Annotated in this window: 18 protein-coding genes and 1 tRNA gene; 8 read left to right on the top strand and 11 right to left on the bottom strand. The window is 43.2% G+C overall.

What is annotated here, in order from left to right; translation table 11 throughout:
- Nucleotides 1–14 precede the first annotated feature (14 nt).
- The 5 genes from ACQKFO_RS12215 to nagA form a co-directional block, all read right to left on the bottom strand.
- Entirely contained in the window at nucleotides 15–566 is a 552-nt protein-coding gene (locus ACQKFO_RS12215; RefSeq protein ID WP_427598963.1) for a GNAT family N-acetyltransferase, read from the bottom strand.
- Nucleotides 567–674: 108 nt separating this feature from the next.
- Entirely contained in the window at nucleotides 675–1,889 is a 1,215-nt protein-coding gene (locus ACQKFO_RS12210) for a lactate 2-monooxygenase (RefSeq protein ID WP_427598962.1), read from the bottom strand.
- 316 nt (nucleotides 1,890–2,205) lie between these two features.
- Nucleotides 2,206–2,278 (bottom strand) — tRNA-Ala (locus ACQKFO_RS12205).
- A 153-nt stretch (nucleotides 2,279–2,431) separates the two neighbouring features.
- Nucleotides 2,432–3,181, bottom strand: coding sequence for a glucosamine-6-phosphate deaminase (nagB, locus tag ACQKFO_RS12200; RefSeq protein WP_427598961.1), 750 nt, complete (start codon nucleotides 3,179–3,181; stop codon nucleotides 2,432–2,434).
- Complete coding sequence (nagA, locus tag ACQKFO_RS12195; protein WP_427598960.1) at nucleotides 3,168–4,376, bottom strand: N-acetylglucosamine-6-phosphate deacetylase; 1,209 nt, start codon at nucleotides 4,374–4,376, stop codon at nucleotides 3,168–3,170. The genes nagB and nagA overlap by 14 nt, the downstream gene beginning before the upstream one ends.
- 229 nt (nucleotides 4,377–4,605) lie before the next feature.
- Between nagA and nagE the strand changes: the two genes are divergently transcribed.
- Both nagE and ACQKFO_RS12185 read left to right on the top strand, forming a co-directional pair.
- Nucleotides 4,606–5,988 (top strand): N-acetylglucosamine-specific PTS transporter subunit IIBC, encoded by a 1,383-nt coding sequence (gene nagE / locus ACQKFO_RS12190; RefSeq protein ID WP_427598959.1) that lies wholly within the window; start codon nucleotides 4,606–4,608, stop codon nucleotides 5,986–5,988.
- Nucleotides 5,989–6,127: 139 nt separating this feature from the next.
- Nucleotides 6,128–6,853: a GntR family transcriptional regulator gene (locus ACQKFO_RS12185; protein ID WP_427598958.1), complete on the top strand. Its 726-nt coding sequence runs from the start codon at nucleotides 6,128–6,130 to the stop codon at nucleotides 6,851–6,853.
- Between the two features lie 46 nt (nucleotides 6,854–6,899).
- On the opposite strand, the gene ACQKFO_RS12180 is transcribed toward ACQKFO_RS12185, so the two are convergent.
- Together ACQKFO_RS12180 and ACQKFO_RS12175 are read right to left on the bottom strand one after the other, a co-directional pair.
- Nucleotides 6,900–7,643, bottom strand: coding sequence for an SIS domain-containing protein (locus ACQKFO_RS12180; RefSeq protein WP_427598957.1), 744 nt, complete (start codon nucleotides 7,641–7,643; stop codon nucleotides 6,900–6,902).
- Between the two features lie 53 nt (nucleotides 7,644–7,696).
- Nucleotides 7,697–7,930, bottom strand: a complete 234-nt coding sequence (locus ACQKFO_RS12175) for a YczI family protein (RefSeq protein ID WP_427598956.1) — start codon at nucleotides 7,928–7,930, stop codon at nucleotides 7,697–7,699.
- Between the two features lie 146 nt (nucleotides 7,931–8,076).
- Between ACQKFO_RS12175 and ACQKFO_RS12170 the strand changes: the two genes are divergently transcribed.
- The 5 genes from ACQKFO_RS12170 to ACQKFO_RS12150 all read left to right on the top strand — a co-directional run bounded on the left by ACQKFO_RS12170 (nucleotide 8,077) and on the right by ACQKFO_RS12150 (nucleotide 14,428).
- Complete coding sequence (locus tag ACQKFO_RS12170; RefSeq protein WP_427598955.1) at nucleotides 8,077–8,901, top strand: PRD domain-containing protein; 825 nt, start codon at nucleotides 8,077–8,079, stop codon at nucleotides 8,899–8,901.
- Nucleotides 8,902–9,639: 738 nt separating this feature from the next.
- On the top strand, nucleotides 9,640–11,013 hold the full coding sequence (locus tag ACQKFO_RS12165; RefSeq protein ID WP_427599499.1) for a sucrose-specific PTS transporter subunit IIBC: 1,374 nt from the start codon (nucleotides 9,640–9,642) through the stop codon (nucleotides 11,011–11,013).
- Between the two features lie 84 nt (nucleotides 11,014–11,097).
- Complete coding sequence (locus ACQKFO_RS12160; protein WP_427598954.1) at nucleotides 11,098–12,057, top strand: aminoimidazole riboside kinase; 960 nt, start codon at nucleotides 11,098–11,100, stop codon at nucleotides 12,055–12,057.
- Complete coding sequence (locus ACQKFO_RS12155) at nucleotides 12,054–13,511, top strand: glycoside hydrolase family 32 protein (protein WP_427598953.1); 1,458 nt, start codon at nucleotides 12,054–12,056, stop codon at nucleotides 13,509–13,511. Before ACQKFO_RS12160 ends, ACQKFO_RS12155 begins: the two co-directional genes overlap by 4 nt.
- Before the next feature lie 95 nt (nucleotides 13,512–13,606).
- A complete protein-coding gene (locus ACQKFO_RS12150; protein WP_427599497.1) occupies nucleotides 13,607–14,428 on the top strand; it encodes a Cof-type HAD-IIB family hydrolase in 822 nt (273 codons plus the stop codon).
- Between the two features lie 88 nt (nucleotides 14,429–14,516).
- On the opposite strand, the gene ACQKFO_RS12145 is transcribed toward ACQKFO_RS12150, so the two are convergent.
- Together ACQKFO_RS12145 and ACQKFO_RS12140 are read right to left on the bottom strand one after the other, a co-directional pair.
- Nucleotides 14,517–14,987 (bottom strand): CotY/CotZ family spore coat protein, encoded by a 471-nt coding sequence (locus ACQKFO_RS12145; RefSeq protein ID WP_427598952.1) that lies wholly within the window; start codon nucleotides 14,985–14,987, stop codon nucleotides 14,517–14,519.
- Nucleotides 14,988–15,068: 81 nt separating this feature from the next.
- Entirely contained in the window at nucleotides 15,069–16,271 is a 1,203-nt protein-coding gene (locus tag ACQKFO_RS12140) for an ATP-grasp domain-containing protein (protein ID WP_427598951.1), read from the bottom strand.
- A gap of 330 nt (nucleotides 16,272–16,601) precedes the next feature.
- Here ACQKFO_RS12140 and ACQKFO_RS12135 point away from each other — a divergent pair, with 330 nt between their 5' ends.
- Nucleotides 16,602–17,852: an ATP-grasp domain-containing protein gene (locus ACQKFO_RS12135; protein ID WP_427598950.1), complete on the top strand. Its 1,251-nt coding sequence runs from the start codon at nucleotides 16,602–16,604 to the stop codon at nucleotides 17,850–17,852.
- A 168-nt stretch (nucleotides 17,853–18,020) separates the two neighbouring features.
- On the opposite strand, the gene ACQKFO_RS12130 is transcribed toward ACQKFO_RS12135, so the two are convergent.
- Entirely contained in the window at nucleotides 18,021–19,127 is a 1,107-nt protein-coding gene (locus ACQKFO_RS12130; protein ID WP_427598949.1) for a UDP-N-acetylmuramoyl-tripeptide--D-alanyl-D-alanine ligase, read from the bottom strand.
- Nucleotides 19,128–19,147: 20 nt separating this feature from the next.
- Nucleotides 19,148–20,191 carry a YheC/YheD family protein gene (locus ACQKFO_RS12125; RefSeq protein ID WP_427598948.1) on the bottom strand — a complete coding sequence of 348 codons (1,044 nt, stop codon included), beginning with the start codon at nucleotides 20,189–20,191 and terminating at the stop codon, nucleotides 19,148–19,150.
- Nucleotides 20,192–20,197 lie beyond the last annotated feature (6 nt).

Genomic DNA, 20,197 nt, shown 5'->3' with positions numbered 1-20,197 from the left:
CTTTTCAGGTTCGTCTAAAACTCTGAAAGCCATTCTTTCTTTAATAAACTGTACATATATGCGTCATAAGCATGTTCATCCTGAAGGATATATTCCCTCAGTAAGCCTTCCTGCTTGAACCCAAGCTTTTCAACCACTCGTGATGAAGCCTTATTATAAGGGACGATCACTGCCCCTACACGGTTCATTCCTTTATCTGTAAATAAATAGTGAAGTACCGGAGATAGCGCCTCACCCATGAGCCCATGACCCCAATGTTCCGGGGTTAGATCGTACCCGATTTCGCAGCGCTTATACGTCTTGGAAATACCGTGGAATCCGCATGTCCCGATCATTCTATTAGACTGCTTCTCCACGATCCCCCAGCGCATGGGTCCACCTGTCCCAAGGTGTTTCTCGTAGTTTTCCACCATGCTGACAGCAACATCTTTTGATTCAATCGGACTCATCCCGAAGTATTGGAGAACCTCTTCGGAAGTGTATAGTTCATAAAGAAAAGACACATCATCCATTCCGATCTGCCGTAGTACTAATCGCTCTGTTTCAAATACTGGATATTTTTCCAAAATTACCAACCCCTTTGTACAAGAAAGTATACCATGGAAGAAGTCGGGGAGGGAGACCCAAATGAATGGAACGAAAAAGCCCCTGCCATACAGACAGAGGCTGCTTTATTATGACTTCATTCCCTCAGATTGTTCCGGTCTTCCTGTCTTTGAATAAAATGATACGTTTTTCAAGTCGGTCAAAAGGGATGGATCCAATTCAGAAACAGATGCTTGACCGGAAAGGGCCAACGTCAAATCGAGGTCGGCCAGTACATTCCGGATGACTTCCTTCACCCCTTGTTCACCAGCCAGGGTCAATCCATACATATAGGGTCTGCCTAAGAGAACGGAACTCGCTCCGAGGGCCAATGCTTTCACTACATCCGCACCCCGTCGGATCCCACTGTCAAATAGTACAGGGAGCCGTCCATTCACAACCTGACAAATCTTCGGCAATGAGTCTAAAGCCCCGATGGCTCCGTCAACCTGTCTTCCACCATGATTGGACACAATGATCCCATCCATTCCGTGAACGATGGCAAGATTTGCGTCCTCGGGGTGTAGTATTCCTTTTAGAAGAATCGGCAGGCTTGTATGATCTCGCAGGAACTCCAGGTCATCCCACGTCAAACTGGCATTGCCAAACACTCGTGCCCAAAGGGTGGCAGCTGCCTTCGCGTCAACCTCAGGAGGATCTTTCAGCATTGAACGAAAGACAGGGTCATTCACATAATTCCCAACTCCTTCTCCCGACAGAAAGGGAAGATACGCGTTTTCAAGGTCTGATTCACGCCATGCCATCATCGGGGCATCAAGAGTTACGACGATAGCGGAGTATCCGGACGCTTCAGCCCTCCCCAGCATACTGGCTGCAATCTCACGGTCGTTGCTCCAATAAAGCTGAAACCATCTTCGCGAGTTACCCATGACAGAAGCGATTTCTTCCATGGTGTAAGTTGAGGCTGAGCTTGCAATGAACGGTACATTCATGGATGATGCCGCACGTGCAGACGCAAGCTCCCCATCTGGATGAACGATGGATTGGACTCCGATGGGAGCGAGCATAAGAGGGGAGGAGTAGACTTCTCCCAATAAAGTCACCTTCAGGTCACGGTTTTCAACGTTATTCAGCATTCGGGGAACGATCTGCCAGCGGTTAAACGCATTTCTGTTGGCGCGCATCGTATCTTCACCCCCGGCACCTCCCGCTACATAATAATAGGGTCCGTCTTCAAGCTTTTCACGGGCCTTTTGTTCAAGCTCTTCAAACCGGAATGGAATGGAGGGACGGACCTTCCTCTGATAGATTTCATTTTGGACATGGTTCCCATACTGATTCATGGTATTCTTCTCCTTTCTTCTTTGCCGGAACAGGTGCAAATAATAAGAAGGAAGCGTATGTAATCGGCGAGCTTTTCCTTATAAGGAAAATGTTACTTATGGGATTCAGAAAAGTCAATTTATTTTAAAAAAGTACGAATCCGATCAAACGATCGGATTCCTTTGGTATTGATAAGTAAAGACGATATCTCTCCATGCATTATAGTAGTCGACGGTCGTACATTCATTGTCACTGGACTGGATCATGAACCGTCAACCATCTAAATACATAAAAAAAGGCGCCCTTATTTACAAATAAGGACGCCTTCTTTATGTATGGAGCATAGCGGGATCGAACCGCTGACCTTTTGGCTGCCAGCCAAACGCTCTCCCAGCTGAGCTAATGCCCCGTGAATCGGTCAAGATTAATTATAAGAAATGTTGATAGCGTTCGTCAATCTTTTTTTATAATATTCTTTGATTTAATCTATATAAATGCGGCGAACCATTGTCCGCCGCCCCCAGACATGGACTAAGCATACTCACTCCACATCTTCATCCTTTCATCTATTCAACAACTCTAACCCTTTCACCATTGCCAGTGCTTCTTGATCGGCAATCACCGTGACATGCTCGTGGCGATTCAAGATGGAAGCAGGGAAATTCTCAGAGATTTCTCCTTCTACTAACTTTTTCATGGCCACTTGTTTCGCATCACCTGAAACAAGGAGAAGGATTTCTTTGCTTTTCATAATCGAAGAAATGCCCATCGTGATGGCTTGAGCAGGAACTTCATCAATCGAGTCAAAATAACGGGCATTAGCCTCACGTGTAGACTCGGCGAGCTCGACAATGTGGGTGTTGGTATCAAAAGATGTACCCGGTTCATTAAATCCGATATGTCCGTTGCTGCCGATTCCGAGTATTTGAAGGTCGATACCGCCATGTGAACGGATCTTTTCATCATAGGCCTCACATTCCTTTTCCAGGTCTACTGCTTTTCCAGAAGGAATATGGGTGTTTTTTGAATCGATATCAATATGGTTGAATAGGTGGTCATTCATGTAATGGAAGTAGCTGTTAGGGTGTTTACCGGACAATCCGATGTATTCGTCCAAGTTAAACGAAGAAACATGTCGATAGGACGTCCCGTTCTGATTATGGTCATTTATCAATGCCTCATAAAGTCCTTGTGGTGTTCCGCCTGTGGCTAATCCAAGGGTCAGCTTATCGTATGTTTTTACTTTGGATAAAAGATAGTCTGCAGCGAATTGACTCATTTCCTGGTAGTCTTTCACTTCAATTAGTTTCATGAGTATCATCCTCTCGAATATAGGCTATTATCCCTTTACATATTGTTGTGTATACGTCTTTGTTTTCGTCTAATATGACGATATCTGCGTCTTTCCGAGGAGCAAGGCTACCTTTTCGATCAAAGACATTTAACTGTCTGGCAGGGTTTTCAGCTGTCATTTTGATCGCACTTCTCATATCTCCCGTAGTGAATTCCTGGATATTTGTAAAGGCGTCCCTCATCTTCAATACGCTTCCTGCTAAAGTGTCTTCGTCCAATAATGCTTTCCCGTCCTTAACCGTCACCATTTGGCCGCCAAGATCATACTGTCCATTCTTTAAGCATTTTGCTCTCATGGAATCAGTGATGAGGATCAATCGGTCGTCTGTAATTTGATCGAATGCCAACTGGACCACTTCAGGGCGAACGTGGATGCCGTCTGAAATCAATTCCACCATTAATTCTTTTCGAAGGAAGGATGCGCCGACAATCCCGGGCTCCCGATGATGAAGTCCCGACATTTGATTGAACAAGTGTGTAACATGGGACAGGCCTGCATCGATGGCTTCCCCGACCTGATCATAGGATGCACTGGAATGACCGACTGAAGCGACAATCCCATTCTCTTTTAAGTAACGGATCAGTTCGTATTCATCATCAAGTTCAGGAGCAAGGGTCACTAATTTGATATTCTCTCCTGAAAGAGCATGCCAGTTTTTGAACACTTCCACATTTGGCTTTTGGATACGATTCAAAGGCTGGGCTCCTGCCTTATCCTGGTTGATGAATGGACCTTCTAAATGAAGACCGAGTATTTCTGCCTGACCGAATCTTTGATGGTTTGACATATAGTCTGCCGTAGCCTTCAAGGCTTTTTCGATTGCACCGGATGCTTCCGTCATGGTTGTCGCAAGGAAGCTCGTGGTTCCTTCTTTCGGAAGTGTCCCGGTCATCGTATCAAGGGCTTCCCTGGTGGCATCCATTGTGTCGGCGCCATTTACTCCATGAATATGAATATCTATCATTCCCGGGACAACACTATACCCATGGGGAAGTGAAATCACTTTATATTCTTCTGTATTGGTTAACTGGGAACGTTCACCCATCTCGGTGATCAATCCATTCTCAATTTTGATATACCCTTTTTCATATACTGTATCTTCTGCATAGATGCTTCCATTTAGAATAAGCAGCTTTTCTATATTTGAGATCATTGAAATCACTCCTTGAGTACTTTACATCTCTACAATAACACCAGATAGTATAGATGTCTATACCAGTTTATGTTTGATCCATGAATTTATAGTGAAACTGTAATCTAACTTTATTAAATCGTTAATTTAACACTTACATTCATAAAATTGGTATAGACATCTATTCCTTTATGATGATATGATATGGACTGATTAAACGCTTTCAACTGAAACAAAAGGAGAGAATGATATGTTAGGATTCTTACAACGAATCGGTAAATCCCTCATGCTTCCAATCGCGGTTCTTCCTGCTGCAGCGTTATTGTTGCGCTTAGGTCAGGATGACTTATTAGGAATCGCGTTCATGTCCGAAGCAGGAGATGCCATATTTAAAAATTTAGCATTAATCTTTGCCATCGGGGTGGCAATCGGATTTTCGAAAGATGGAAATGGTACGGCTGGATTAGCTGGTGCCATTGGTTATTTGGTATTAACGGGTGGGTTAAAAGCCCTTGATCCCGATTCAAATATGGCGATTTTCGGGGGAATCATCTCCGGGGTCGTGGCAGGTTTATTATATAACCGTTTTAATGATATTAAACTTCCGGCCTGGCTGGGATTCTTCGGAGGCAGACGTTTCGTTCCAATCGTAACCGCTGCGTCCATGGTAGTACTCGCAGGGATATTTGGAATCGTCTGGCCGCCGATCCAGAGCGGGATCAACTCCATTGGTGAATGGATCATCGGGGCCGGGGCAACGGGAGTCGGTGTGTTTGGCTTATTGAATCGTCTTTTGATCCCGGTGGGGTTACATCACGTATTGAATACACTTGTATGGTTTGAATTTGGAACATTTAAAGATGCAGCTGGAGAAATTGTGAAGGGGGACATCCCGCGTTTCTTTGCGAATGATCCGACAGCGGGAACGTTCCAAACAGGCTTCTTCCCGATCATGATGTTTGGTTTGCCTGCAGCGTGCCTTGCGATGATCGTGACAGCGAAAAAACATTTACGGGCCAATGTATCGGGGATGTTAATCGGGTTAGCCGTCACTTCATTCTTAACAGGGATCACTGAGCCGATTGAATTCAGTTTCATGTTCTTATCTCCGGTTCTTTATGGAATTCATGCTGTATTAACTGCAAGTTCTATGGTCATCACGTACGTACTTGGCATCCATCACGGTTTCGGTTTCTCAGCAGGTGCCTTTGATTACATCTTAAATTTCAACATCGGCCAAAAACCTTGGCTGTTATTAGGGGTAGGCATTCTTTATGGAATCATCTATTTCCTCATATTCACCTTCTTGATCAAGAGGTTTAATTTGAAAACTCCAGGTCGTGAAGATGATGAAGATGTGGTAGTAGCAGATGAGAATTCAGGTGGAAATAGCAAATATGAAATAATGGCTGAACATTTCTTGAAGGATCTTGGCGGGAAAGAAAACCTGGCAGTGATCGATAACTGTGCCACACGATTACGATTACAAATCAATGACGTCTCACTTGTAGATGAAAAAGCGTTAAAAGCACACGGGGCTAAAGGTGTGATGAAGGTAAACAATAAAAACCTTCAAGTCATTGTCGGGACAGATGTAGAATTTGTTGCCGATGAGTTGAGAAAGTTAAATTAATGGAGAGAGCAGACGGGTTTATCTTATTTGGCAAAATCCGTCTGCCACTTTCATATAGATCTCGGATAATTGTCTGTTATAAACAGGGTGTATATACTAAAATAAAAGATAAACCGTTATTTCGAAAGGAGAAGCGTTCGTGGTAAATAAAAATTCTCCTCTTCCTTTGTATTATCAGTTAGAAGAGCACCTAAAACATCTAATACAGTCTGAAGAGCTAAAACCAGGTGATGCCCTTCCATCTGAGCGGGAGCTGGCTGAATCGTTCAAAATCAGCAGGATGACCGTGAGACAGGCGATTACCAATCTTGTGAATAAAAATGTGTTATATAGAGAAAAAGGGAGAGGGACATTCGTCTCTCATCGAAAAATCGAACAAAGTCTCCAAGGCTTGACAAGCTTCAGCGAAGACATGAAGAGCCGAGGACTAGAGCCAGGCAACAAATTATTGCATTTTGAAATTTCTCCTGTAGGTGAAGATATTCAGGAGCTTCTCTCGTTAGAAGAGGAGGAACTTGTGTACACAATGAAACGAATCCGTCTTGCAAATGGTGAACCGATGGCACTGGAAACAAGTTATATACCTGTGAAGCTGCTCCCAGGATTGAATCAGGAAATATTGGGAAAATCATTGTATCACTATATTGAAAGCGAGCTGAATCTTCACATCAGCCATGCCACGCAATCAGTGGAAGCGGCCATTGTGACGGAAGAGGATGCGTTGCATCTAAAGGTGAAGAGCGGGGAGCCGGTGCTGCTCATCCAGCGTGATTCATTCTTAGAAGACGGTACCCCTTTTGAATTGGTACGATCGATTTATCGAGCTGATAAATATAAATTCAAAATTAACCTGGACAGACTGTGAAAAAGAGTAGGAACCCCATTTTGTAATGGGCTCCTACTCTTTTTCTCTATAATCCTTTTGTTAATAAGGGTATACGCTTACGATATTTTTCGATTAATCCTTCGTTATGATCATCTGCACCATCCACGTTTCCGCTGATGAAGATAGGCGGCTCAAACCCATCTTCCACCATGTTTTCAATGGCACCTGCCATGACGCTGTTCAATATCGCCGCGCCGATGACGGTTGAGGATGGAGAGAACGGTACAGACACTCTTGGATCAGTCATTACTGCATCACCTACAACTGAATGATTATTTATGGCAAGGTCCACTACTTCACTCAGAAATTTCCCACTGGAATGTCGGGACGTTTCCTTCTTTACGTAATCAAAGGAACTTATGGACACAACATAAGCGTTCCTTTCTTTGGCATGAAGAGCTACTTCGATGGGAACGGGATTTTTTCCTGAAGTGGAGAGAACGATCACCACATCATGAGGCTGAATATCTTGCGCATGCATAAACTCACCCGCATACCCTTTTGCTCTTTCTAACTGAGAAGATCGTACGGCTCCTTCATGAAGCATGAGCGGCTCAATCAGAATAGGATTGATCGGAACGAGTCCGCCTGCTCTGTAGAACACTTCTTCTCCAAGGATGTGAGAGTGACCGCATCCGAAGAGCTGGATGATGCCATCTTGTTGGATGGAAGAAGATATCTTTTGAGCAAGCTTTGCCATTTTTTCAGCTTCTTCTGTTTGAACAACATGTAACTTTTCCTGGATTTTTTCAAAATATGTAGAAATCATTTTCTTCCCGCTTTCATTTTTTCTCTCAGCATATCATATTTCTTGTGATCGTCTTAGAAGAGGGAATAAATACTGACAAACCCTACAAATACTGCTGCAATGAATGAAAAATAGGCAGAAGCTTTCTTGTTGGAATTGTATTCTGAAAATCCCATCACAAACATCATGGCACCTAAAGAAAGCAGCATGACGGTCATAATGAACTCAGGTGGATCCTCACTTACCAACCCGTACAGGGCAAAAGCGATAGCGATGGTGGAAAAAAGGATTCTTAACTTGAACAGCATGACATTCACTCCTGACACTATAGATAAGACAATAATAACATTTCTTTCCACTCTTATTTGAAAATCTTTGCTCTGTACACTTTACATGTTATCTTTACGCTGAATCGTGGTAACATAAGGAGTAATGAACTGTACGGAGGACATCTATGCGTATTTTTAGAATTTTAAACAACAATGCTGTTGTAGTGGTGGACGGGCCGCAGGAGAAAATTGTGATGGGGAGCGGGATTGCTTTTCAGAAGAAGAGAAATGATATCATCCCCAAGAACAAAATTGAAAAGATCTTTGTCCTTCATGAGCAATCATCAGAGAAATTCCAGCAGCTCCTGGCTACCTTGCCGGAGGAACATATAGAAATCGCTGAAAACATCATCAGCTTTGCAGAGGGACATTTAAATGCCCCTCTTAGCGATCATATCCATATCGCACTGACGGATCATCTTTCATTTGCGCTTGAAAGACTGCAGCAAGGAATCCCAATCCAAAATAAGCTCTTGAACGAAATCAAGCTGCTATATAAAAAAGAATATGAAGTCGGGGTGTGGGCAAAAGAAGAGATCAGGCAGAAAATCGGTATCGAAATCCCTGATGATGAGGCTGCTCATATTGCCCTTCATATTCATACTGCAAAGATGGATGCCCCGTCTATGAGCGAATCGTTGAAGCATGCAACGATTCTGAGGGAATTTGTCGAGCAGGTAGAGTCCTTTTTGTCCATAAAAGTAGAAGAGTCGAGCATCAACTACCAACGATTGATCACCCATCTCCGTTTTGCGTTAAATCGGATTGAGCAGGGAGACCAGTTTGATCCCATTGATGAAGACATGCTTGAACTGATACAGATGAAATACCAAAGGGCTTACGAGTGCTCAAAGGAAATTACAAAGTATCTGCAACAAGAATACAGCATTGACTTCCCACCTTCAGAGGTTGCGTATATCGCCCTGCATATAGAGCGCCTCATAAAGTAAAGGGTTGACGGTATCGCTTTCATCTTGTAGAATGAACTCATCAATTTCATACAGTAGGATTGTTACTGTTCATGCAGGCAAGACCTAGAATCTTTAAGACGATAATGGTAAGCGTCTCTCTTTGACCTACTTCTATCCTCTTGAGGGTACTAGGTCTTTTTTTATTGATTCTTTTAAAGGTTCTTTTTGAAACTTTGTTGCTTGTGCATAAGCTAGTGTTGGGTGATTTCCGCTGCAGGTGCTCGCTTTCCGCGGGGCGTGAGTTGAGCCTCCTCGGGCTTTGCCCTGTGGGGTCTCAACTTTCCCGCAATTCCCGCAGGAGTCGAGCACCTTCCGCTCCAATCAACTTAGTATGAATCCTTAAATAGGAATAAATAAAAAACAAGAAATTTAGCAAACAACCTCATTTAAGGTGATCAAAGATAGCATTCCTATTAAGGAAGGAGGATTTTGCTTTTGTTACATTGTTCAGTGACATGTTTTAGCTCTGTCACGACAAACTCTTAAAGATGGTGAGGGGAACTGCGAAGACTCCTGCGGAAGTACGGTCGTGCCGAGACCCCGGAAGCGAAGCTGAGGAGGCTCGGCCGAACGTCCGCGGAAAGCGAAGCAGTTCCCCTCACCATCCAGAACTCTCTGATTGACAGAGCCCGAGCAGACCATATGTAAAATCAACAATCTTTGAGAAAAGAGTCTTTTTAATTAAATATTTTTTTGAAAACACAGGAGGGATTCATGATGAATTATCGTGAAGTTGCAGTACAGCTTGTCCCGTTATTGGGCGGCGAGAATAATGTTGTAAGTGCCACTCATTGTGCGACGCGTCTTCGTCTCGTGATTGACGATGAAAGTCAGATAGATAAAAGTGCCATCGAGGAATTGGATGGTGTGAAAGGTGCATTCTCTAGCTCCGGTCAGTTCCAGATAATATTCGGGACAGGGAATGTAAACAAAGTATTTGAACATTTCGGCCCTATTGTTGGAGCATCGGTTGAAGATAAGTCTCCAACAGGTGAGTCTCACAGCGATGCAGCCAAACGGAAGATGAACCCGTTTGCCCGTTTTGCCCGTACACTCTCAAACATCTTTGTACCGATCATCCCGGCAATCGTAGCGGCTGGTATGTTAATGGGGCTCCTTGGCCTGATGAGAACATATAAATGGGTCGATCCTGAAAGCGGTCTATTCGTTATGCTGGACATGTTCTCTTCTGCAGCCTTCATCATTTTACCGATCTTGATCGGGATGAGTGCTGCGAAGGAATTTGGTGCGAATGGTTATCTAGGTGCTGTTATCGGGGGAATCATGACCCACCCTGCATTACTGAATCCATGGGGTCTTGCCGATGCCCAGCCGGACACCCTTGATTTCTTCGGATTTGGTGTAGAAATGCTCGGATACCAAGGTACGGTCATTCCTGTATTATTAACCGTTTACTTAATGGCAAAGATTGAAAAAGGCTTACGCAAAATTGTACCGAATACCGTTGATTTATTGGTGACTCCGTTCTTGACGGTCATCCTCACAGGATTTACTGCACTCTTGATCGTTGGACCACTTGGAAGAGTCCTTGGCAACGGAATCACAACGGTTCTGGATGTTGTCTACAACACAGCTGGTCCGATAGCGGGACTGATATTCGGTGGATTGTATTCAACGATCGTATTAACCGGTGTTCATCACAGCTTCCATGCCATCGAGGCTGAGCTGTTATCAAACATCGGCGGAAACTATTTGCTGCCGATTTGGGCAATGGCGAACGTCGCACAAGGTGGGGCAACACTCGCCGTCTTCTTTAAAACGAAAAATAAGAAAACGAAGGAAATTGCTGTACCGGCAGCCGTGTCTGCTTTCCTGGGGATTACAGAGCCGGCGATTTTCGGTGTCAACTTGAAGCATCGCCGACCATTTATAGGAGCAGCCATCGGTGGAGCGCTTGGTGGAGCGTACGTGGTATTCACTCAAGTGATGGCGAACGGAATAGGACTAACGGGTATTCCGATGTTCGCAATTGCTCAAGATCCACTTAACTATGGAATCGGATTCATCATCGCTGTAACTGGCGCATTTGCAGCAACCCTATTACTGGGGTGGAAAGAAGAAGCAAAATAGAAATCTTTATCCTTACTAGTCATCTGACTAGTAAGGATTTGCTATATTTAAAGTAGAATCCATCGAAATGAGGAGGAACTCGATATGAAACAAGGAATTATCTCACTGGGTGAAGCACTGATAGACTTCATCCCTCTAGATGAACAAAATACCACCTATCAAAAAAGTCCCGGAGGAGCTCCTGCCAATGTGGCAGTTGGACTAGCTAGATTAGGCGCGAGGTCTACCTTTTTAGGAAAAGTGGGAGATGATGTATTAGGGAGGTTCCTGCAAGAGACTCTTCAGGAATATGGGGTTCGGACCAATCAAATGCTTTTAACTCCTGATGCCCGTTCGGGAGTCGTATTTGTTACGAACGGAGACGACGGGGAGCGCAGCTTTGACTTTTATATTGATCCTAGTGCCGACCGATTCCTCCAGGTGAATGATATAGACGAAGAGGATTTCTTAACCCATAAAATTCTTCATTTTGGTTCCATCTCCATGATCAGCTCTCCGGCGAAGGAAGCGACGCATCATGCTGTGAAAGTGGCGAAAGAGAATGGCTTATTGGTTTCGTATGATCCGAATTTACGATTGGGATTATGGGATTCTGAGGAAAACGCCCGAGAAACGATTAAGAGCATGCTACCTGAAGCGGATGTATTGAAGATCTCTGAGGAGGAACTGGAATTTATCACTGGTGAAAAGGAGATTGAAGCAGGGGTAGCCAAACTGAAAGCATACAATATTCCTTTCTTGATTATCACGATGGGGGCAGAAGGAAGCTTTGTGTACGTAGGAGATGCCCGTCAGTATGTACCTGTCATGAAGGTGAAAGCAGTGGATACAACAGGGGCAGGGGATGCGTTTGTATCCGGGATCCTCTATTCCGTCGATCAATACAAAGGGGATATTGCATCCTTATCAATAGAAGAAGCAGCCCGTATGGCCAGGTTTGCAGCCGTTTCCGGTGCACTTGCTGCCTCCACTAAAGGTGCGATGACTGCTTTGCCTACTCTTAATGAAGTAAACCGTCATCTAGGGAAAGGTGAAGGACTATGACAAAAGATGAACAGCTGCGAATGGAAGCATATGAAGAAATAGAAAAGCACAAGGGTGTTGTAGAGCAGGATCCATACCGGCTTCATTATCACCTCATGCCGCCTGTGGGACTGCTGAATGACCCGAATGGATTCATCCAATTTGAAGGAGTCTATCATCTTTATTACCAATGGATGCCCTTTAAGACAGGGCATGGCGCGAAGTTCTGGGGACATTACTCGTCAAGGGACTTAGTGAACTGGACGCATGAAGACATCGCCCTCACGCCTGCAGAGTGGTATGAGAAAAATGGTTGTTATTCCGGAAGTGCCATAGAGCATGACGGGAAAATATATGCGTACTATACAGGGAACGTGAAGGACGAGGAAGGTAATCGGGAATCCTATCAGTGCTTAGCTCTTTCAGAAGACAGCATTCATTTTGACAAGAAGGGCCCCGTCGTTCACTTACCGGAAGGATTTACAGCCCATTTTCGCGATCCCAAGGTGTGGGTACAAAATGGAACGTATTTTATGGTCGTAGGTGCACAGACAACAGAATTAAAAGGGGCTGTCGCTTTATTGCAATCGGAGGATCTCCTTGATTGGGAGTATCGGGGTGTTCTTACCGGTGGAGGACAGGGGAAACTTGCCAATTTCGGTTATATGTTTGAATGTCCTGACCTTTTTAAGTTAGGAGATCAGGACATCCTGATTTTCTCCCCGCAGGGAATTGAAGCTTCTGGAATGAAGTATCAGAATGTATATCAGGCAGGGTATGTTGCCGGTCAGTTTGATTCAGCTACAGGAACGTTTAAACATGGGGACTTTGAGGAATTGGACCGCGGCTTTGACTTCTATGCTCCACAAACGACAGTCGATGACAAAGGACGCCGTATCCTATTTGCCTGGATGAGTGTACCTGATCAAAATGAACAGGATCATCCCACCACTGAACATAAATGGCTTCATACAATGACTCTGCCTCGGGAGTTGAAGTTTGTGAACGGTAAAGTGAGACAAGTCCCCCTTGAAGAATTACGGGATTTAAGAGCAGGAGAAGCGATAGAACACAAAGTTGAATTGGATAAAGAAAGCCGGGAACTCAATGGGGTAAACGGAAAAGCGTTTGAAATGGACATCAGGGATCTGTCTTTTTCTGAAGGGTGGATTGATCTTTCCATTGGAGATGGATGCAGACTCGTTTATTCTGTCGGGGAAAAGATGGTGACTCTTGAGCGTAAAAGCTATGTAAATGGAGTGGTAGAGAAGCGGCGATGTAAAGTGGTGAATTTGGATTCGTTGAGGGTATTTGTCGACACTTCTTCCATTGAAGTATTTATTAATGAAGGAGAAGAAACGTTTACAGCCCGATTCTATCCATCACCAAATAACGATACTGTAAAGTTCGGAGCCTCTAATCAGGCTCAATTTACCATTAGAAAATGGGATCTGGACCATGTAAACTTGAAGTAGACCGCCGATTCGGTGGTCTATTTTCTTTTTCAACATAATAGATAGATGTTATAGTAAGATAATATAAATCAGATTTCCTGAAAGGATTTTTCATGATGAAATATAAAATGATTGTACTAGACTTAGATGATACATTATTACGAGATGACCAAACGATTTCGGGGCGTACAAAAGATGCTTTACTTCAAGCACAGGAAGCTGGAGTGAAAGTTGTCCTGGCATCCGGCCGCCCAACGTTTGGAATGAGATGGGTTGCAAAAGATCTGAAGCTTGACCAGTATGGAAGCTATATTCTTTCTTTCAATGGATCGAAAATAATAGATTGCAAGACAAACGAAGAGAAATACAGTCGAACATTATCAGCTGAAACCGTTCATCGCTTATACGATTTGAGTAAACGGGAAGAGGTTGGCATTCTGACATATGCTGAAGATGCGATTATTGTAGAAGAACCAAGTGAATTTGCTTCTATTGAAAGTGAACTGACAGGACTGCCTGTAAAGGTCGTTCCAAACTTTAAAGAAGCGATTCAGGAGCCGGTTGTAAAGGCACTTATGTTAAAAGAAGCCGATCGATTGGTAGAAGTCGAGAAAAAGCTTCAAGCAGAACTGGAAGGTGAACTGAGTGTGATGCGCTCCAAGCCATTCTTCCTGGAGTTTACGCAGCTTGGCGTGACGAAAGGGGCAAGCCTTGACTACCTGATCAAGCCAATGGGCATGAAAGCAGAAGAGGTGATTGCCATCGGAGACAGCTATAACGACCTTACCATGATTGAATTCGCCGGTCTTGGCGTTGCGATGGGAAATGCTCCGGAGGATATTAGAGAGAGAGCTGATTTTGTTACAGCTTCTAATATGGAAGATGGTGTAGCAGAAGTAGTTGAGGAGTTCGTATTGAACAGATTGTCCCGCGTTTAATGGATTTAGGGTGATTGGAGTCCTTGAATTGGCTCTAGTCACCCTTAAAAAAAGCCGAACCTCAAAAAATCAGATTCAACCCCTATCCCTACTTATCATCGCACTCCCGATCATACTCCATTCCCCGCTCCCCACTTGAACCGCTTCCTTTAGGGGCTACCTGATCGATATCCGGAAGCTTCCTGTTGACTAATTTCGGAGGAAGGGGCTGAATTCCGAGAAAACAGTTGCAGTCGATGCTGATGCATTTGTCGGTTTGATATAGGGCAAATAAGTCATCGACATCGTCGGTAATGTATCCGTCTATATCTATTCCGGTCAGTAGACGCAGTGTTGCACAGCCATCATCGATATCGATGAGCTTAAAGAATATGGTGCAGCTGGAGTGGAGGTGTGCTCGAAACGGCTCGCTATCTTCCTTTGTGTATAGTATAAATGGAATGGTGTCTATCTTGTCGTATTCACAAATGAACGTAAATTTCTGAGTGGCCAATTGGAATTGTTCCAGTAATAATTCATTCAGGGTTTCGCATATACAGCTATCGTGATGACAAATCATCGCCTCAAATCCTCCTTTCACCTGTCTCTTATCATTAGTGTATTTTGGTCTGGAAAAGTGGTGTAGTGCATATATAACGGTTTAGATTGATTCTAAATAAAATTGAATGTCTTTAGAGGCATCTTTTGCACGCCTCTCTGATTCCTGCACGGACTCCCCGCTCGCCATAACATACCCATAGCGATGCCCCATGGAAGTTGGAGGGCGAAGTGTTTTTCCATTTTTGGGTTTTATATATACTTCAATGATGCCTTCTTGTTGTTCCGCCATGTTTTTTCCAATCACTTTTAACAGCTTGCCAGTTTTGTTGACAGTCATGTAGTAGGTGTAGATATGTTTTTCCCATTTGCGTTCGCTATGTGGAAGTTTACTAAGATATACCCTTAACGTTTCCTCCACTATGCTCAGTCCATATGCTTCTTCTATCATTTTGTTCATTGCTCCCCCGGAGATTCGGGGGTTGACTTCAATGAGTTTCCATTTATTCTTCACCAGCCGCATTTCTAGATGGCAGCTTCCGTTAACAAAGCCCAGGTCATTGACAATCTCTCCAACCTTTCTGACCAGTACCGGATGATGGTATACGGGTGAAACACTATACCCTGTGACAATGAATCGTTTATGATAGTCGATTTGCTGTTTGACGACCACTGTGATCACGGGCTTGCGGTCTTTGATGACCACTTCTATTAAGTATTGAGGTCCCTCTAAGTATTCTTCTACAAGAAGGCTTGGAGGTTTTTTTCGCTTTAATTTTTTTATGCCTGTTTTAAGCTCATCCTCATTACGAATAAGGAGGACATCTTTGGACCCGTTAGAAACAGGTGATTTTAATACAACAGGATAGGAAAAGGTCTTTACACCATCTTTAGAAAAGGGAGGCTCCATTTTCATGAAATCAGAAGAATATTCTTTTCCGGTCAGTTTCGTTCGGAGCACTGTTTTATCCATACAATCAGCAATCGGTTCCAAGGAAATTTCGGTTCCACAGAATTCATTAGACAACCGGGCTGCTACATAAACGTAAGAATCAAGAAAGCTGATGATGCACGCAATTTTCTTTCCTTCCTGCTGAAGTGTAGATATTTCTCTCCTGATTTCTTCTTCTTGCCTTAAATCTACTTCGTACATTTCGTCGACATCCTGAAAGAGTTCTCTTTCTCTAATAAACTTCCTGCGATTAGTAAATAGAATAGTGGAGTAGCCCAATTTTTTTCCTGCTTCAATACCGTCCCGTGGGGAGCCTGATTGGTTTGTACCTATATAGATGATGTATTCATTCATGGGGGAAAAGCAGCTCCTTTTTGTGTTTAATCTCTACTCAGTATATGAGCTGTTTTTTTATAAGTATGGGCAACTAAAGGTGAAAACAGATAATTGGACGAGAATTTGCTAGACTCCTGTATAAAAAAAGAAGCAGCTTGACTACCACCTGAAAGGATGGGGTGAATAGGAGGGAAGCAGCTCTTTACATATATAAAATATTTAGGAATATCATCATTGAATCAGCCTACACCCCCAAAGTATCAACAGAATAAACTGTACAGTAATGCAATGCTCGTACCCATCCTGAGCTATGAAAGAGAATATGATAAATGAAGGAGCGTACCTTGAATGAAGTCTATCATTTTTATAGAAACCACTAAGTCAGGTTCAAGCAGGGAAGCAATTAAGACGGCAGACCGACTAGGGTTTTATACCGTCCTGTTCACTGAAAGACCAAATTTTGTGGCGAAGCGGGAGGAATTTCCCGATGTCCATTTGATGAAATTATGCGATCTCAGCGATATGAATGTACTGCAAAAGGAAGTAAAATCCCTGATTTTGAAAGGGATAGAAATTTCCGCTATTGTGAGCTATGTCGATCCGCATAGTTACACAGCATGTACCCTTGCCGATCAATTTAATGTAAATCATTTTTCAACTGAAGGAATGAAAAATATTCAAAATAAAATTCAATCACGGGAACTGCTGAAGAACTCATCGGTAACTCCAGAATATTGGACGGTTGTAACAAAGGCGGAAAGTGAGGAGTTAGAACCGAAAATCAAGAATAAGTTCCCTCTGGTCATGAAATCCCCGAAATCTACCGGCTCTAAAGATGTGTACAAGGTTGGAAATCTAATAGAGTATCGGAAGCGGTATAATACGCTGAGTACCCTTTATGAAAATCAGCCGATATTAATAGAAGAATACCTTCCGGAACCGCAGTATCTGGTGGAAGTGGTGGTACACAAAGGGAAGGTTCATATTATGGCAATCATCAAACAGGATATTCAATACAATAGACGCTTTATTGTGATGGGCTATAAATTAATACTGAATCCAAGGGTAAGCTTTTCAAATGGTCTGATGAAAGCGATAAAAGAGATCGTTTCCAAGCATGGGCTCGAGACCGGACCTTGTCACTTAGAGCTTCGCCGCAAAGGAAATCAGTGGAAGTTGATTGAAATAAATGCACGTATTTCAGGTGCCGGAATGAATAATATGATCAAAGCAGCCTATGGAATCAATCTGGTTGAAGAAATGTTGAAAATGGCGCTGGGAAATGATCCGGATTTAACGCCTAAGTTTCAAAAGAATGTGTACATGCAGTACGTCACGGTGGAGAAAAAAGGGACACTTGAGAAAGTTACAGGAAAAAGTAAAGCCCTTGAGTCCAAGGGGGTTGTAGAAGTTTATGTCAAGCCCCGTAAAGGATCAGTGATTACACCGCCCTTGTCTATGGGACACCGGTATGCCTATGTAACCGCTGTTGGAAATACAGCAATAGAAGCTGAGGCGAACGCGAAGAAAGCAGCTGCAGAGATTCAGTTTTGGATTAAAGAGTCTCCGAAGGAAAAGATCACAACAGTCATTCAATAAGAAAAAGGGAGGGTGAGGGTGTACATTTTCCTCCCTTTTTTTACGTACATGTCAAAAATGTTTACCTGGTAGATAAAAACGCCTTGTTTAAGCTTTAGCGGCTTTAAACAAGGCGTATCATTTTTATATTCATCTTTTCTCTTGCGATGGTGTTCAATCTGTTAGGTGTTAACCAAAAATCTTCTTGCAATGTTCCACCGTATCCACCATCTCAAGGCCGCTTGCTCCTTTAATCAGAAGCGTCCAGTTTGGTTGGATGATCTTTTCCAGTTTTGCATTTAATTCATTCATATAATGTCGGTTAAAATGAAAGATTCGCTGCTTGTTCATACCGGCTTCCCTGGCGCCGGCTCCAATGTTTTTGGAAAGGTTGCCATAGGTAAAGAGGTAATCAATCTTTTTTTCAGCAACATATCTTCCTATTTCCTTATGAACGGCTTCATGTTTATCTCCAAATCCGGCCATGCTTCCCAAGACGGCCACTTTCTTTTCGCCCTCCAATTGCGTAAGTACGTCGAGTGCGCCTTTCATGGCATCAGGGAAAGCATGTACCGTATCGTCGATCAGCGTGATGTTGTTTTTCAGCTGCATAACATCAAGCCTGTGCTTTGGCTTTTTCACTTCATTCAAACCTTGTTTAATCTCTTCAGGCTTAAAGCCGAGAAGGTCCGCAATGGCGATGGCGAGAAGGGCATTGTAAACATAAAATTCTCCATGGTATGGAATGGAAAAGGTATGCGATTTACCAGAAAGCTTTAGGTCAAAGCTGATTCCTTCCACGTTGTAGCGGAGATTTTTTGCCTGGTAATCTGATGGGGAATGAATGCTGACCTTCTTCAGTACTCCCGTGAAATTCTTAGTGTGAAGAAGCTTCGAATTCTTGTCATCTCCATTTAAGAATAAATGTCCATCACGATCCATTCCTTTAATAAGCTCAGATTTAGCAGCAGCTATTCCTCTGATATCGCCATTGAAGTTGCCAATATGGGCAGTACCGATATTGGTGATCGCTCCTATATTAGGCTGGATTATCTTGCAATGCTTTTGGATTACTCCGGGAAACGCCATTCCATACTCAAGTACAATAGCCCGATGAATGAAGTTGATTTCATCCTGGTGCTTTTCTGTATGATCGGTACGGTTCCAATAATCACTGGATTCGAAGATAATCCAGCGGGTTCTTAGAATCGCTGCGATGAATGATTTGGTCGTTGTTTTGCCAGAACTTCCAGTTACAGCAATGATCGGTCTTTCAACGGAGAAATCTTTATCCATAGTAATCCTCCTTTCATTATTTACTTGGATTTTTCCTTGGCTAAATAGATGCAGTATTGTATGGTGTTTTTGACAACATCCATCTCAAGATAAAAGGTCGGGGGACATCCTGGTCTCCAGTTCACTTCATAGATCCATATTTTCCCCAGGTCATCCAAAGCAACATCAATTCCAAGCTCATCAATGCTTTCTGAATAACGTTCCTGTTGCAATTCGTCCAAATGACGGGCAAGGAGCAAAGAAAAGTTTTCTAAATAGCGCTTAATGTTAAAGTAATCATGATCTCCAAATTCCTGCTTCAAAAAAGGAACCAGATAATTCATCGAACCACCGCTGTTAATGTTTGAGACAATTGTTCCCGGTGCGCCGATTCTCGGATAGATAGAGGTAATGACCCATTTCCCATCACCGTCTTTTTGAACGTGTAGACGAAAGTCAAATACGCTTCCATCTTTTGTCCTGCAATTGATATAAGGCTGGACGAGAAATTCTTCTTCTTCAATATTAGCTGAAACAAATGCCTTTAATTCATCATAGGAATAAAGATGATCGTCTGAGTTCAGTAACACTCTGAAATCATTTCCGACACGTTCAATATAAATGATAGATATACCTTTACGCCCGTTTACAGGTTTAAAGACAATCTTCCGATAGGCTTCCAAAAAAGAAAAGAAGTGATTCGTCCCTCTTACGACCTCTGAGGGAATCAAATATTGTGTGAACTCTCCAGCTTCCTTCAGTCGTTTATAGACCGCCATTTTATTGCCGATCGAATGGGTGGTAAATGGAATAGTCTTCTTCAGCTTCTGAATAACGTCATTGGATTTAGCAAGCTTTTCAGGGCTTCCTGTGTTATAGATAACATCAGGAAACGGAAAGGTTCCCTCCACCCACTTTCCGTCTTTATATTCAAATCCGGAAATGGTTTTCGTTATTAAATTTACTCCCCCTGGAGAAAAATAGACCATCTGCGTTCCTTCTGCTTTGGCAACAGCTGCATAAGCGTATGATTTAATAACACTATCAGGATGCTTTCGGTGGTGCAGCATTCCAATTCGAATCAATTGACT

This window comes from Rossellomorea sp. NPDC071047 (assembly GCF_050270195.1).
Lineage (GTDB): Bacteria > Bacillota > Bacilli > Bacillales > Bacillaceae_B > Rossellomorea.
The sequence above is the reverse complement of the archived record's forward strand: the minus strand, read 5'-3'. Positions and strand labels throughout refer to the sequence as shown.

Excerpts from the sequence above, each read along its gene's own strand:
- ACQKFO_RS12210 (WP_427598962.1), bottom strand. The coding sequence starts at position 1,889 with ATGAATCAGTATGGGAACCATGTCCAAAATGAAATCTATCAGAGGAAG.
- nagB (WP_427598961.1), bottom strand. The coding sequence starts at position 3,181 with ATGAAACTAATTGAAGTGAAAGACTACCAGGAAATGAGTCAATTCGCT.
- nagA (WP_427598960.1), bottom strand. The coding sequence starts at position 4,376 with ATGATCTCAAATATAGAAAAGCTGCTTATTCTAAATGGAAGCATCTAT.
- nagE (WP_427598959.1), top strand. The coding sequence starts at position 4,606 with ATGTTAGGATTCTTACAACGAATCGGTAAATCCCTCATGCTTCCAATC.
- ACQKFO_RS12180 (WP_427598957.1), bottom strand. The coding sequence starts at position 7,643 with ATGATTTCTACATATTTTGAAAAAATCCAGGAAAAGTTACATGTTGTT.
- ACQKFO_RS12175 (WP_427598956.1), bottom strand. The coding sequence starts at position 7,930 with ATGCTGTTCAAGTTAAGAATCCTTTTTTCCACCATCGCTATCGCTTTT.
- ACQKFO_RS12170 (WP_427598955.1), top strand. The coding sequence starts at position 8,077 with ATGCGTATTTTTAGAATTTTAAACAACAATGCTGTTGTAGTGGTGGAC.
- ACQKFO_RS12165 (WP_427599499.1), top strand. The coding sequence starts at position 9,640 with ATGAATTATCGTGAAGTTGCAGTACAGCTTGTCCCGTTATTGGGCGGC.
- ACQKFO_RS12160 (WP_427598954.1), top strand. The coding sequence starts at position 11,098 with ATGAAACAAGGAATTATCTCACTGGGTGAAGCACTGATAGACTTCATC.
- ACQKFO_RS12155 (WP_427598953.1), top strand. The coding sequence starts at position 12,054 with ATGACAAAAGATGAACAGCTGCGAATGGAAGCATATGAAGAAATAGAA.
- ACQKFO_RS12150 (WP_427599497.1), top strand. The coding sequence starts at position 13,607 with ATGAAATATAAAATGATTGTACTAGACTTAGATGATACATTATTACGA.
- ACQKFO_RS12145 (WP_427598952.1), bottom strand. The coding sequence starts at position 14,987 with ATGATTTGTCATCACGATAGCTGTATATGCGAAACCCTGAATGAATTA.
- ACQKFO_RS12140 (WP_427598951.1), bottom strand. The coding sequence starts at position 16,271 with ATGAATGAATACATCATCTATATAGGTACAAACCAATCAGGCTCCCCA.
- ACQKFO_RS12135 (WP_427598950.1), top strand. The coding sequence starts at position 16,602 with ATGAAGTCTATCATTTTTATAGAAACCACTAAGTCAGGTTCAAGCAGG.
- ACQKFO_RS12130 (WP_427598949.1), bottom strand. The coding sequence starts at position 19,127 with ATGGATAAAGATTTCTCCGTTGAAAGACCGATCATTGCTGTAACTGGA.